The organism is Nonomuraea sp. NPDC005650 (genome assembly GCF_040605375.1).
Classification (GTDB): domain Bacteria; phylum Actinomycetota; class Actinomycetes; order Streptosporangiales; family Streptosporangiaceae; genus Nonomuraea.
On record NZ_JBEXCR010000028.1, the window covers coordinates 25,378 to 38,838 of the forward strand.

The window sequence follows — 13,461 nt, forward strand, 5'->3', positions numbered from 1 at the left end:
ATGTCGGCTGGTTGGTCTCCTTACCGGAAACGGCCTTTCCAAAGCCACGCCCCGGCACCCATTCGGCAATGTCCGGCCGCTCTTCGCAATCTCGGGGCGTCGTACGCGCTGCCGGGTGGGGGACGGATCGCGCGTGCGACAAGCCCGGCGGCCACCGCCAGCGCGGCGAGGGCGTAGGCGATGGTCCCGGAGCCGGCGCCCATGTACACAGCGCCGCTCGCCAGCGGGACGCCGGGCCACTCCCACCGGCCGTCGAGGGCGACCAGTACGGCGTACCAGGAATAGCCGGGCGTGAACACGAGGAACCCCACCACGGTCACCAGCAGGGCGCCCTGCCACGGCCGATCCGCGTCACCGTGGCGGAGCACGTGGAAGATCGCGATCCCGAGGATGACGAGGCCGCGGGGAACGCCCACGAGGCGGGCGGGGCCGAGGACGGCCAGGGTGTCGAGCATCCGGCGCCCCGGTGCACGCCGGGGCGGTTGATCCGCGTGCACGACGTGACCGAGTCTCCGGAGTGGATCGGGTAACGGTCGGGCCCTTCGCAGCCGGCGCCGCGGGGGAAGAGCCAGAGGTCGCGCAGCGGCGCCAGCGCTTCCCGCCGCGCGGCAGGTCACGCCGGGCAGGCCAGGGGTGCGGTGGCGAACTCCTTCATCCCCTCGTCGAACCCGATCCGGGAGTGGAAGCCGAGCTCCGCACCCGCCTTGTGCGGAGCGGCCACGATGTGGCGGACGTCGCCCAGCCGGTACTCCCCCGTCGTCACCGGCTCCGGCCCGCCATGGTGCGTGGCCAGTGCCACGGCCATGTCACCGACACTGTGCGGCTCCCCGCTGGCGATGTTGTACGCGGCCAGCAGGCCCGGCCGGCCGCCGGAGAGCGCGGCGACGTTCGCACGGGCGACATCGCGGACGTGGACGAAATCCCGCAACTGCCCGCCGTCCTCGAACACCCTGGGTGCTCGACCGGCCTCCAGCGCGGACCGGAAGATCGCCGCCACCCCGGAGTACGGTGTGTCCCGGGGCATCCTGGGCCCGTACACGTTGTGGTACCGCAACGCGACGGCCGTGCCGCCGGTCTCGCGCGCCCAGTTGGCGGCCAGATGCTCCTGCGCCAGCTTGCTGGTGGCGTACGCGTTGCGGGGATCCGCCGGCGCGTCCTCATCGATGGTGGCGTGGACCACCTCCGAGTCGCACCGAGGACAACGAGGTTCGAAGAGCCCGCGGGCCAGGGCGGCGGCGGAACGCGGCGCGGGCCGTACCCGGCCGTGGCTCGGACAGTCGTAGGCGCCCTCGCCGTAGACCACCATCGAGGAGGCCAGCACCAGCCGCCCGACCTCTTGCCGGGCCATCGCGGCGAGCAGCACGGCCGTGCCGTACACGTTGACCGAGGCGTAGTCCGGCAGGTCGGCCACATTCACGCCGAGCCCGACCTTGGCCGCCTGGTGCACGACGACGTCGACCCCCGCCATCGACCGGTCGAGCGTGGCGGCGTCGCGCACGTCGTCGCCGGTCCTGAGGTCGAGGCGGACCACCTCGTGTCCGGCCGCTTCCAGCGCCTCCGTCACATGGCTCCCGATGAACCCGGCCGCGCCGGTGACCAGCACCTTCGCCTCGCGAGAAGGGGTCATCACAACACCGCCGTTCCGGCGAGCGCGGCGGCGAACCGGGAGTGAGGAGCCAGCGCCGCCACCTCCACCGCGTCCGCCATCGTGTCCACATCGGTCAGGCAAGGCAGGCAGGCGACGCTCATTCCGGCCTCAATCAGTCTGTTCAGCTGGATCTCTCCTGTCGTCGGCTCGGACATCGGCACGCCGAGCAGCAGATCGGGGTCGGGGGCGCGCAGTCCGAGAAGCCAGAACCCACCGTCCGTCGCGGGGCCGAACACCGCGTCGTGGACGCCGAGCAACGACACGGCTTCAGCCAGCAGGCCGACGGACACCTGCGGGGTGTCCATGCCGATGAGCACGATCGGGGCGGGCGACAGCCGGTGGGCGTCGTCGAAGGCGGCGGCGAGCCGTTCGTCCAGGCCGTCGCCGCGCTGCGGAACGACTGTGAACCCGGCGGGCAACCACGCCCCGGGAGCCCCGTCGAGAGCGATCACGCGGCGGGCCACCGGAACCCGGGCGACCGTCCGCAACGTGTCCTCCAGCGCGGCGCCGGCCAGTGCCGCGGCCTCGCGCGGAGTGCAGGGCGGGGTCAGGCGGGTCTTCACCTTTCCCGGTACGGGCTCCTTGGCGATCACCAGAAGTTGCCCGCCGTCGATATGATGCGAACTCACGTCATACCCGCCCTGTCGGCCATGACCCTGCGCATGTCACCGATTGTCCGGAGCGTGCCGCGCACCGTACCGGTCACCTTCGACCTCCCCGTACGGGCCAGATAGTCCACCTCGACCTCGGCGGTCCGCCAGCCGGCCGCACCGGCGCGCAGCACCATCTCCAGGGGGTAACCGAACCGCCGGTCCGCCAGCTCCAAGGCCAGCAGGGCGGCACGTCCGCACGCCCGCATCGGCCCCAGGTCGTGCAGGTCGGCACCGGTACGGCGGCGCAGCTCGCGAGCCAGCACGGCGTTGCCGAGCCGGGCGTGCACCGGCCAGGAGGCGCCCGGTCCGAGGACGCGGCGACCGAGGACCAGATCGGCCTCACCCGCCAGGACCGGCCCCGCGACGCGCGGCAACTGCCCGGGATCGAGGGACGCGTCGGCGTCCATGAAGCACACCACATCCGCCGTCGCGGCCGTCAGCCCCGCGTGGCACGCGGCCCCGAATCCGGGCCGGGGCTCGGCCACCACCATCGCGCCGAACTCCGCCGCGACCCTCGCGGATCCGTCGGTCGACCCGTTGTCGACCACGATCGGGCGGAAGCCGGGCGGCATCCGCCCGAGCACCCAGGGCAGGGCCGCCTCCTCATTCAGGCAGGGCAGAACCACGTCGATCTCCATGGGCCGACGCTAACGCGGCGACAGCGCCCCTTCTCTTACGAAAAGATGACGTCGTTCCGAGAAATGACCGGTTCGGGTCCGCGGGAATACGGCTTCATGGCCGAGCCCGTGGTTTGGGCCGCTGGCCCCTGCGTCCCCGGCAGAGCATGCGACTTGTCCTGCTCTGCCATATTTGACAGTCCGCCGAGGGCGTGATGGACACGGTTTTGCCAGGCGGTCGCAGCTCCCCGTCCTTAACAGCTTCGTAAGGATCGCCACCGACCTGCCGGGGTAACGTGACTGCATGATCACAAGTAGTCGCGTGAACATTCCGGCAGCCCTCTTTCCCAGCGTCCGCCACAATGGAAGAGCCGCGTGATCGGCGCTTTCTACGAAGAAAGTCTCAAAGGCAGAAACGTAGACGTTGAATATGCCGACGGCCGAATGCGGTCGCTCTCCGCCGAGCGCTGGCTGCGGTACAACGAGGGCGACGAACACATTCTGGCCCGATGCTGCGGGCCCACTCTCGATGTCGGTTCTGGACCCGGAAGACTGACCGTGGCGCTTACCCGGATGGGGGTTCCCGCCCTGGGCATCGACATCACACCCCTGGCCGTGGAGCTGACCCGCCGCGCCGGCGGCCTGGCGCTGCGCAGGTGCGTCTTCGAACCCCTTCCAGGAACCGGGCGGTGGGCCGAGGCGCTCCTGGTCGACGGCAACATCGGCATCGGCGGCGACCCCGCAGCCCTCCTCCGGCGCCTGCGCGAACTGGTCAGGTCAGGAGGAACGGTGATCGCCGAACTCTCGCCGCCGGGTGCACAGAGCGAGGTCCACGCCGTACGGCTGCGCCAGGCCGGGCGCACGGGCGACTGGTTCACCTGGGCGACCGTCTCGATCGACGACATCGCCCCCCTTGCCGGGCGATCCGGGTTCCCCACCGTCGAGCACTGGAACGCGGCGGGGCGATGGTTCGCATCCCTCTCATGACCCGCCCGGCGCTCGAGGAACACCGTGTCGACGTGGAGAAAGTCACATGCCAGGATTCCGGAGGCTCGAGAGCTGAAGAACTGGGGCCAGGTCGGTGAAGCCCGGCGCGGCACGGGCCCAAAAACCGCCGCCGCCAGAACCCAGCGGACCCCCGGTATCCAAGACCGAGGAGCTCGTCCCGGATGCGTCGATGCCCCCATCGTGGATTCTCCCGTGCCAACCGGACGACCAGATCGCGGATCTCTTCGGATATTGGGGCCGGCCCTGCTTGGCGGGGTAGGTCCACTTCTTCGTGACCAGCCTGCGGTGCCAGGCGCGCAGCGTGCCGGGCGTCACGATGCGATGCAGCCGTCGGCGACGTCGGCACACGACGTGCCATGTGGGAACCGATCCTTGACGCGTCAGGGAAGGCCCAGCCGATCCCGTAGCCGGTCTCGGCCACGTGCTGGGTGCGCCTGTTGGCCGGGGTGCGCGCCACCGCTGAGGGATTGGCGCCGATCCAGGCCGCCAGATCGGCTTGGGACAGCGGCGGCGCCAGGGCCGGATTCGGGTGAGCCACCGCCTACCGCGCGCTGCGCCGGATGAGCGCGCGCCCGCCATCGCTGCGCGTCCGCAGCCGCTGCGCGACCGCAGCCGATGTCGAGCACGCGATCAGCGGTCCGGACGTCAGCGGCCGCACGTTGTAGCACCCCAGTCCGGCGTGGTGGTAGGACGGCTCAATCGCCGCCCGGATTCGCTGGGCCGTCGCGGAGTACGCCGCGCACCGAGTCGAGCCGTACACCCGGGTCGAACTCCGTCAGCCACCAGGTCGCGCCGGCGGCGGCATACGGCAGTGGGTCGACGTCGGAGGGCAGGCTGATGGCGATGTCGTACGAGGCCATCTCGCCCTGTCGCAGTTCGGTGAGGGTGGCGACGACCTCGGCGAGCTGGTCCGGGTGCTCCAGATTGATCGGAAAGAAGCCGTCGAGCCGGGCGGCCCGGCGGATCGGCTTGACGTTGCCGGGGAATCCGGCGGCCCACACCGGCACGCCGGGCCGCTGAACCGGCCGCGGCAGGAACGTGATGTCGTCGACGGTGTAGTGCTCGCCGCGATGGCGCACCGGCTCGCCGGACCAGGCGGCGGCCAGGATCGCCAAGGACTCGTCGAGCATCCGCCCGCGCTGCCGGTCGTCGAGCTGCTCGCCGGTCTTGGACAGCTCGCCGCCGAACCGGTCGCTTCCGAGTCCGACGCCGAGGGTGAGACGGCCGTCGCTCAGCTGATCCAGTGTCGCGGTTTCCCGCGCCACTTTGGCCGGCCGCCGGCGGGCGAGCGTCGACACCATCGGGCCGAGCCGCAGCCGCTCGGTCGCGGTCGCGATCGCCGCCAGCGCGATCCACGAGTCGGCGACCTGCTGAACCGGCGCCCGCCAGGACAGGTGATCCCACACGAAGCAGCCGTCCCACCCGGCTTCCTCCGCTTCGGCGGCCAGGTTCGCCACCGCCCGCGGATCGGCGAGCTCGTCGAAGAGCGGCAGCCAGAGTGCCGATCGCAGCCGGTTCACGGGCACTCTCCTGCGGAAACTGAAAGGATCTCTGCAATCGCGATGTCCCAGAGCTCCGGCGGCGGCATCTGGTGCCCCATGCCTTCGAGCGGGACGAGCCGTGCTCCCGGGATCTCCCGTGCCAGCGCCTCGCCGTGCCCGTACGGGAGCAGCGGGTCCGCGGTGCCGTGCAATACCAGCGTGGGCACCGCGATCTCACCGAGGCGGGCGCGGACGGGCTCGCCGCCGGCGAGCTGCCAGTGGTTCTGCGCCGACGCCAGGGACGGGCCGCGGTCCCAGACGCGGCCGACGACGCGGCGCAGCCGCTCCTCGTCGACGGGGATGGTACCCGCGAAGGTGCGCTCGCCGTCGGTGTAGTACGCGATGACGGCCTCGCGGTCGGACCAGTCGGGCGTCTCGTCGCCGCCCTCGGCGAACCGCTTCGCCAGCTCGGCGCTCATCGGCGGCAGGTCAGGGCGATTAGGGTCGCCGGGTCCGCCCGGGCTGGTGGCGATGAGCGTCAGGGAGGCGACCCGGCCGGGGTGGTGCACGGCCAGGTGCTGGGCGATGCCGCCGCCCATGGAGACGCCGACGATGTGGGCGGCCGCGATGCCGAGTTCATCGAGCAGGCCGACGGCGTCGTCGAGCAGGGCGTCGCTTCCGTACGGCGGCTCGCCGGGCGGGAAGGTTGTGGAGCGGCCGGTGTCCCGGGTGTCGTACCGGATGACGTGCCGCCCGCCGGCGGCGAGGCGCTCGCAGAACTCATCGTCCCACCAGTCCATCGACGCCTCGGCGCCGCCGATGAGCAGCAGGGCGGGGGCGGCCGGGTCACCAAAGGTCTGAGCGCAGAGCTCTACGCCGTTGATTTTGAGGAGTTGCTCGAGGTGATCTTGATGGTCGTTCATGTCTGGCACGCTAAGCCTCGCGGCCCCATCGTGAAAAGCGATGATTTTCGATTGAATCAATCGCCTATAGCGATATAGTCAGCTGCCGCTGAGCACTTCCGCGCTCTCCCGTGACTCGTCCGATGTCACATCAGGCCAGCCAGCTCATTGGCGGCTTCGACGGCGATGTCGATGGCTCGGGCCGCGAGGGGCGACTGGGTGCGCCCGGCCGGCCAGTACAGGTACCACGTGCAGACGGGCGACGGTCGCAGTCGATGGACGCTGAGCCGGTCGTCGGACCAGACATCGGATCCCTGGAGGGCGAGCCAGGGCAACACCGCTGAGCCCAGGCCCACCCGTACCATCGACACGACGGTTTCGTGGCCGGCCGTTCGGAACACGATCCGCGGCCGGGCGCCCGCGCCGGCGAGCTCCCGTTCCAGCCATCTTTGGTGGACGGTGGGCGGCCAGGCGACCATGGGAGCGTCGTCGAGCAGCTTCACCGGTACCGGACCATCGGGGAACGCACCTGCGCCGGCCACCAGGAGGTACTGCTCGTCGAGCAGTTCGACATGCTCGACGTCGCCGTCGATCCGATCGTAGTGGAACAACAGGTCAAGATCTCCGATCCGCGGATCCTCCGGTCCCACCTCCGACAGCCGGATGTCGCAGCCGGGGTGCTCGCTCAGCAGCCGGCGCACGACGGCCGGCAGGATCAGCTTGGTCGCGCCCTGGAAGGTGCCGATGTCAATCCGGCCGTTACCCGCCTTGAAACGATCGACGGCGTCGGCCAGCGCCTCCGACTTCGTGAGCAGATCGCGCCCGTGGGCCAGGACCACCTCGCCGAGAGGAGTGGTCCGTACCGGCCTGGGACCTCCGGGCCGGTCGAAGACCGGGCCACCGACGGCCTTCTCCAGCGCGGCGATCTGCTGGCTCACCGACGACTGGGTGTAGCCGAGGCGAACCGCCGCTCGGCCGAACGTTCCCTCCTCGGCGATAGCGGCCATCGTCCTCAGGTGGCGCAGCTCAACCTCAGCCATAACCTCAGAGTATCGCGAATTGCGATTGATTTGATCGAAAGTAATCGCTTTTCCTGATGTCCTAGGTGATCCTAGTGTCATCGGCATGACGACCTACGACACACCCGCTCCGACCCCGATACCGCTCGGCCGCCGACTGTCCCGCCTGCGATTGGACCTGCCCAGCCTGGTCTGGTCCCTGGCGGCGACTCATTTCGTGAGCCGCGCCGGCGGAGTCGCGCAGTCGTTCCTCGTGCTCTATCTGACGCAGGAGCAGGGGCTGACGCCGACGACCGCGGGCGCGGTGGTGGCGGCGACGGGTGCCGGAGGCATCGGATCCCAGGTGCTCGGCGGCTGGCTGGGCGACCGGATCGGACGACGCCACACCATGCTGGTGGGGTTCCTGGGAACCGCCGTGACGCTCATCGCGCTCGGCTCGGCCGACACGGTGCCGGTGATCTGGGCGGCGGCGCTCGGTGTCGGGCTGATGGCGGACCTGTTCCGCCCGGTTGGGTCGGCTGTGGTGGCCGACCTCCATCCGAGCCAGCGGGTCCGGGCCTTCGGGTTGCTGTTCTGGGCGGCCAACCTCGGCTTCTCCATCGCCACGATCACCGCGGGGGTCCTGGCCCAGTATGGGTATGGACTCTTGTTCTGGATCAATGCCACGGCCTCGATCATCGCGGCGCTGATCGTCTGGCGGCGGATTCCCGAGACCCGGCCGGCGACACCGAATCAGACCCGCCGAGCGCTGCTGCCGGTGCTCCTGCGCGACCGGCTGATGATCGTCATGGTGTTGATCTACGTCGCCTATTTCACCCTGTTCCTGCAGACGTTCGCGACGCTACCGCTCGTCATGACGGCAGATGGTCACGGCCCCGCGACCTACGGCGCGGTGCTGGCTCTGAACGGGATCGTCATCGTGGCAGGCCAACCACTGGCGGTACGGCTGCTTGCCGGTCGCGACCCCAGCTCGGTGCTGGCCGTGTCCATGCTCCTGGCCGGTGCAGGCGTCGGTTTGGGCACCCTCGTAGAGAGTGGTGTCGGCTACGCCGGATCGGTCCTGGTTTGGACCCTCGGCCAGATCGGCATCGCCGTGATGTTCGGCGCCACCTTCGCCGACCTCGCACCGGCGGACCTGCGCGGCAGGTACATGGGCATCGCCTCCGCCACCTGGAGTGTCGGTGCCGTGTTCGGCCCGCTGGCCGGCACCGTACTGCTCGACCAGGCCGGACGCACGGCTCTGGCAGCGGCATGCGCGATCACCGGGATCGCTCTCTTCGCCGCCCAGCAGGCGCTCGGCCCGGCGCTCCGCCGCCGACGTCGCGCCGGCTCGCGGCGCACGGACGGGCGTCATGATGACGCGGGCGCCCGAGTGAGGTGAACACCTCGTCAAAGACCAACGCCTCCGTCAGCCGCGCCCGCCGCCGGGCAATCCTCAGCGAGAAGCAGACCGCCGAGGTGCTCGCTCGCGCTGCTCCTCCTGCGACGGCAGGCACTGCCCGCGGCGCCCCGACGACCGGAGCCGGCAATCTGAGCACGCTCCCGCCCGGCTTCAGGCCATCTCGGGGAAGTCGGTCTCGGTGCTGCCGATCGCCCGGATCGCGGCCGGTCGTGCCGAACGCAGGTAGCCGTACCAGGCCAGTGTCACCAGGACCGTGGCGAAGAACGCGAGGACCACGAAGTTCAGCGGCCACTGCGGCCAGGGAACCACGTTGACCCAGAACACGTAGGCCATCCCGGCCACCGACACCACCACGCAGGGCCACACCAGCGGCAGCCGTACGCCCTCGCGGCGCAGGAAGATCGGCGTGGCCAGCGCGACGACCGCATAGGCGATCATGTAGCCGTAGGTGCCGTAGGTGTCGACGTTGACCACGATCTCCATGCCGTCCACGCCGAGCGCGAACAGGACCGCGGTGAGCAGCACGACCCCGGGCGCGACGGCCAGGATGGCGCGGTGCGGCGTCTGCTGGGTGCGGTGGGTACGGCCGAGCGAGGCGGGCAGCACGCCCTCCTTGCCCATGACGAACACGATCCGCCCGATGACGTTGATCGGCGCGACCACCACGGCGAAGAACGAGGCGGTGACGCCGAGGCTGAGGACCGGCCTGATCCAGTCGGGCAGCCCGGCGGCCTTGGCCAGCTCGTCCAGCGGGTTCGCGCTCGCGCCGAGGTCGCCGAGCGAGTGGAATCCGGCGACCTGCACGTAGGACGCGAAAATGTAGAGCAGGCCGACGCCGAACGCGCTCCACATGATGGCCCGCGGGATGGCCTTGAACGGGTCCTTGGCCTCCCGGCCGAGCGCGTCGGAGCTGGAGAAACCGACGAAGCCGAGGATGCCCAGCACCATGCCGACGGCGACGCCGTGCGGGGCGGCTCCCGAGAGCGTCAGCTGGTCGGTGTCCACGACCGGGCCGCCGCCCCAGAAGAGCACCACGACCAACATCAGCGTGATGATCGTGATGGAGACGACCTCCAGGATCAGCGAGATCCTGGCCGACAGCCGGATGCCCCACACGGTGAACAGCGTGGCCAGCGAGCCGATCACGACGGCCAGCAGGACGTTCCATGCCGTGCCCTCGATCGGCAGCCCGATCTGCGATGAAAAGACGGTGAAGTGGTAGACGGCCCCGCCGAGCGAGCCGGCCGCGATGCCGAAGCAGCCGATGATGAGCGTGACACCGGTGAGGTAGGCGCCGAAGGGCCCCAGGCCCTGCGCGGCGTAGTTGTAGAGCGAGCCCGCCGAGGCGCGCCGCTTGGCGAACTGGGCGATGCAGTAGCCGACGGCCAGGATCACGATCGTGGCCAGCGTGAACGACAGCCACGAGGCGTTGCCCGAGCTGGCGTAGATGCCGGCCACGCTGAAGGCGATGACCGCGCTCGGCGCGATGTTGGCGAGGGCCTGGGCGACGACCTCGCCGGCCGACATCGCGCCCTTCTTGAGGCCGTTTTCGGCCTGCGTTACGGGTGTCTGGGTCATGGGGGATGTCTCCTCAGGGGATCAGGAGGGTACGTAGTGCCTCGCCGCTGGCCAGGGCTTCCAGCGCGAGGGGGGCCTCGTTGAGTGCGGCGCGGCGGCTGACCAGCTGGTCGAGCCGGAGCAGGCCGTCCATGTAGCGGTCGACCAGCGCGGGGATGTCGATCGCCGGGCGGACGCTGCCGTAGTTCGAGCCGAGGATGCGCTGGTCGGCCTCGGCCAGTACGAGCGGGTCGAAGCGGGCCAGGGTGTTCTTGGGTGGCAGGCCGACCGCGACGGCCGCGCCGCCCAGGCCGAGCATCTTGATGGCGGCCTCCAGCGTGGACTGGTGGCCCACCGCGTCGAAGGCGTAGTCGACGCCGTCGGGCAGCAGGTCGCGCAGCGCCTCGACCGGGTCCTCGGCCGGCAGCTGGTCGGTGGCACCGAGGGCGGCGGCCAGGGCGGTCTTCTCCTGCCGGGTGTCGATGGCGATGATCCGCTCGGCGCCGGCCAGCTTGGCGCCCTGCACGACGGACAGCCCGACGCCGCCGCAGCCGATCACGGCCACCGTGCTGCCCGGCACCACCGCGGCGGTGTTGGTCACGGCGCCCACCCCGGTCGCGACCGCGCAGCCGACCAGCGCGACCGTGTCGAGCGGGGCGTCGTCGCGGACCTTGACCGCGCCGGAGGCGGGCACGACGGCCTCCTCGGCGAAGGACGAGACACCCAGGTAGTGGTAGATGGTCTCGCCGCCGCGGCTGAGCCTGCTGGTGCCGTCCTGCAGCACGCCGCCCGGGGCCACGACGTTGGCCGCGACCTGGCAGCGGGCCTCGTGGCCGGACCGGCAGTACCGGCAGCGGCCGCATGGGGCCACCCACGACAGCACCACGTGGTCGCCCTCGGCCAGGCTGGTGACGCCCGGCCCGAGCGCGGTGACGACGCCGGAGCCCTCATGGCCCATCACCAGGGGAGCCTGGACGTCCCACTCGCCACGCCGCACGTGGAGGTCCGATCCGCACACCCCGGCAGCGGCGATCTTCACCCGTACCTCGCCCGGACCGGGCGGGGCCAGGTCCACGTCCTGGATCACGACGGGGGACTCCGCCGACTCGAATACCGCGGCTCGCAACTGACCTCCTCGATAGGGCCGGGAATAGGGAAGATGGCACCCGGCGTTACGCAACGTGATGGTCATGGTATGAATTGCCGCGTTGACAACGCATGTGGCCAAATGTCCATTGACCAGGGATAAGGGCGACGATTCGCTATGTTGGAGACGGTTGGGGACGTCGCTCAGCGCTTCGGGCTGCGCGTGCTGTCCGGCGACTCCGCGCTCGACCGGCCCATCCGCTGGACCCACCTGTCGGAGCTCGCCGACCCCACCCCGTGGCTGCAGGGCGGCGAGCTGCTGCTGACCGTCGGCCTCACCCTCGACGATCCCGCCGGGCAGCGCGCCTATGCCGAACGGCTGGTCAAGGCCGGAGTGGCCGCGATCGGCTTCGGTGTCGGGCCACACCACGCCAGGACTCCGCAGGCCCTCGTCGACGCGGCGCAAGCGTGCGGCCTGCCGATCCTCGAGGTGCCCGCCGGGGTCGCCTTCCAGGATGTCACCTTCGAGCTCAACGCCGACCTGCTGCGCTCTGACGCGGCACAGGCCCGGCTGATCGCCGAGGGCGTCTCGGCCATGACCCGGGTGGCCCGCAGCGCGGGCACGCAGGGCATCGTCACCGTGCTGGCCGCCCGCGTCGACAGCTGGGCCGTGCTGCTCGACCGGCACGGCAAGGTGCACGCGGCCGTGGGCGCCGCGCGGGTGCACCTCGACGACGCCCGGGCCGCCGCCTCCGGCCAGCGCTCCCGCATCAGGCACCCGAACATCACCGTGTACGGCGTGGGCGATCCCATCCGACCGCGCGCTCACCTGGTGGTGGCCGCGCGCCCCGACAGGATCAGCCTCACCAGGGAGCTGGCCCAGCACGCCGCGCTCCTGCTCGACCTGGCGCTCAACCCGCTCAGCGGCGGCGACACCTGGCATCTGACCAGGGCCGACGCGGTGGACGCGCTCATGTCCGGGGATCAGGGGCTCATCGAGCGGGTGGCCGCCCGATGGAACCTGCCGGCCGGCAACGTGGCCGTGGCGCTGCTGCGCTCGCGCTCGCGTGCCGTACCGCTGGAGGAGAACGTGCTGGACTGGTGCACCCAGCTGGACCTGCCGCAGCTCGTCAGCTCCGACTCCGCCCAGGTCATGGTGCTGGTCCCGGAGGATGAGCTGGGCCGCTGGGCCGATCGCGTGCGCGCGGCCGCCGACGACGGCGTCCCTGCCCGCTGCGGCGTGGGTACGGCACAGCCGCTCGCCCGCGCCGAGCTCAGCCGCCAGCAGGCCGAGCAGGCGCTGGCCGTGGCCGTCGCCGACGCCGAGCCCATGGTCGCCTTCGGCGAGCTGGCCACCGGGCGGCTGGTGCTGCAGCGACTCGACCCGGCCGCGCAGGCGGCGCTGCGTTCACCGTTGCTGCCGCTGCTGGACAACCCGGTGCTGCTGCGGTCGCTGCAGGTGTTCCTCAGCGAGAACGCCAGCTGGGAGGCCGCCTCGTCACAGCTCGGCATCCACCGGCACACGCTGCGCCAGCGCATAGCCCGGGTGGAGGAGCTGACCGGTCTGTCGATCAACGCCACCGAGGACCGGGTGATCGCCTGGCTGGCGCTGCAGGCACTGGTGACCCGTCAGCCGTCACCGGACGCCGCGGGCGAGCGCCGCCGCGGCTAGGTGGTTGGTCGTGCCGTCGGCACCATCGACAAACTGACGCGGCCGGTCAAGGCACTGGTTGTGCTCGGCCTCGGCGCGGGCCTCCGTGAGCTGCTTGTCCCGCTCGGCCAACTTGGTGCTCTCCTCCTGCAGCGCGGCGCGCGGGTGCATCGCCGGCGGTGGTGAGCACCCGGATCTCGGCCTCGTGCGCCTTGAGCCGGGTCGTACGTTCGCGCTCGGCCGTCTTCTTGGCACGTTCGGCTGCTTGTGCATGGGGTCGGCCTCGCCGGTCAGCAGCGGCTCGTCCACCTCCAGCCCGTCGGACTCCCCCACCTCGCCGTCCACCAGCAGGCGGTCGCCGGGGCCGAGCAGGATCAGATCGCCTGAGACCACCTGGGGGGCTGGACCAGCCGCTCCTCCGCATCCCGCCGGACCCT

The 13,461-nt window shown here is 70.9% G+C and carries 13 protein-coding genes; 3 read left to right on the forward strand and 10 right to left on the reverse strand.

Annotated features, from left to right (window positions below):
* Positions 1 to 20 precede the first annotated feature (20 nt).
* The 4 genes from ABZS69_RS40305 to ABZS69_RS40320 all read right to left on the reverse strand — a co-directional run bounded on the left by ABZS69_RS40305 (position 21) and on the right by ABZS69_RS40320 (position 2,939).
* Positions 21 to 455: a hypothetical protein gene (locus ABZS69_RS40305; RefSeq protein WP_355381571.1), complete on the reverse strand. Its 435-nt coding sequence runs from the start codon at positions 453 to 455 to the stop codon at positions 21 to 23.
* A gap of 158 nt (positions 456 to 613) precedes the next feature.
* Positions 614 to 1,627 carry an NAD-dependent epimerase/dehydratase family protein gene (locus ABZS69_RS40310; protein ID WP_355381573.1) on the reverse strand — a complete coding sequence of 338 codons (1,014 nt, stop codon included), beginning with the start codon at positions 1,625 to 1,627 and terminating at the stop codon, positions 614 to 616.
* Positions 1,627 to 2,277, reverse strand: a complete 651-nt coding sequence (locus ABZS69_RS40315; protein WP_355381575.1) for a TIGR04282 family arsenosugar biosynthesis glycosyltransferase — start codon at positions 2,275 to 2,277, stop codon at positions 1,627 to 1,629. Before ABZS69_RS40315 ends, ABZS69_RS40310 begins: the two co-directional genes overlap by 1 nt.
* Positions 2,274 to 2,939, reverse strand: a complete 666-nt coding sequence (locus tag ABZS69_RS40320) for a glycosyltransferase family 2 protein (RefSeq protein ID WP_355381577.1) — start codon at positions 2,937 to 2,939, stop codon at positions 2,274 to 2,276. Before ABZS69_RS40320 ends, ABZS69_RS40315 begins: the two co-directional genes overlap by 4 nt.
* 423 nt (positions 2,940 to 3,362) lie before the next feature.
* Here ABZS69_RS40320 and ABZS69_RS40325 point away from each other — a divergent pair, with 423 nt between their 5' ends.
* Positions 3,363 to 3,905: a methyltransferase domain-containing protein gene (locus ABZS69_RS40325; protein WP_355381579.1), complete on the forward strand. Its 543-nt coding sequence runs from the start codon at positions 3,363 to 3,365 to the stop codon at positions 3,903 to 3,905.
* Between the two features lie 716 nt (positions 3,906 to 4,621).
* On the opposite strand, the gene ABZS69_RS40330 is transcribed toward ABZS69_RS40325, so the two are convergent.
* The 3 genes from ABZS69_RS40330 to ABZS69_RS40340 all read right to left on the reverse strand — a co-directional run bounded on the left by ABZS69_RS40330 (position 4,622) and on the right by ABZS69_RS40340 (position 7,349).
* Positions 4,622 to 5,446 carry an LLM class flavin-dependent oxidoreductase gene (locus ABZS69_RS40330; protein WP_355381581.1) on the reverse strand — a complete coding sequence of 275 codons (825 nt, stop codon included), beginning with the start codon at positions 5,444 to 5,446 and terminating at the stop codon, positions 4,622 to 4,624.
* Positions 5,443 to 6,330: an alpha/beta hydrolase gene (locus ABZS69_RS40335; RefSeq protein WP_355381583.1), complete on the reverse strand. Its 888-nt coding sequence runs from the start codon at positions 6,328 to 6,330 to the stop codon at positions 5,443 to 5,445. The genes ABZS69_RS40330 and ABZS69_RS40335 overlap by 4 nt, the downstream gene beginning before the upstream one ends.
* Before the next feature lie 125 nt (positions 6,331 to 6,455).
* Positions 6,456 to 7,349, reverse strand: coding sequence for a LysR family transcriptional regulator (locus ABZS69_RS40340; protein WP_355381585.1), 894 nt, complete (start codon positions 7,347 to 7,349; stop codon positions 6,456 to 6,458).
* A gap of 196 nt (positions 7,350 to 7,545) precedes the next feature.
* Between ABZS69_RS40340 and ABZS69_RS40345 the strand changes: the two genes are divergently transcribed.
* Positions 7,546 to 8,709 carry an MFS transporter gene (locus tag ABZS69_RS40345; RefSeq protein WP_355381587.1) on the forward strand — a complete coding sequence of 388 codons (1,164 nt, stop codon included), beginning with the start codon at positions 7,546 to 7,548 and terminating at the stop codon, positions 8,707 to 8,709.
* A gap of 171 nt (positions 8,710 to 8,880) precedes the next feature.
* On the opposite strand, the gene ABZS69_RS40350 is transcribed toward ABZS69_RS40345, so the two are convergent.
* Together ABZS69_RS40350 and ABZS69_RS40355 are read right to left on the reverse strand one after the other, a co-directional pair.
* A complete protein-coding gene (locus ABZS69_RS40350) occupies positions 8,881 to 10,308 on the reverse strand; it encodes an APC family permease (RefSeq protein WP_355381589.1) in 1,428 nt (475 codons plus the stop codon).
* Between the two features lie 13 nt (positions 10,309 to 10,321).
* Positions 10,322 to 11,413, reverse strand: coding sequence for a Zn-dependent alcohol dehydrogenase (locus ABZS69_RS40355; protein ID WP_355381591.1), 1,092 nt, complete (start codon positions 11,411 to 11,413; stop codon positions 10,322 to 10,324).
* A 138-nt stretch (positions 11,414 to 11,551) separates the two neighbouring features.
* Here ABZS69_RS40355 and ABZS69_RS40360 point away from each other — a divergent pair, with 138 nt between their 5' ends.
* On the forward strand, positions 11,552 to 13,045 hold the full coding sequence (locus tag ABZS69_RS40360) for a PucR family transcriptional regulator ligand-binding domain-containing protein (RefSeq protein ID WP_355381593.1): 1,494 nt from the start codon (positions 11,552 to 11,554) through the stop codon (positions 13,043 to 13,045).
* On the opposite strand, the gene ABZS69_RS40365 is transcribed toward ABZS69_RS40360, so the two are convergent.
* Positions 13,010 to 13,417 carry a hypothetical protein gene (locus tag ABZS69_RS40365; RefSeq protein ID WP_355381595.1) on the reverse strand — a complete coding sequence of 136 codons (408 nt, stop codon included), beginning with the start codon at positions 13,415 to 13,417 and terminating at the stop codon, positions 13,010 to 13,012. The genes ABZS69_RS40360 and ABZS69_RS40365 overlap by 36 nt on opposite strands.
* Positions 13,418 to 13,461 lie beyond the last annotated feature (44 nt).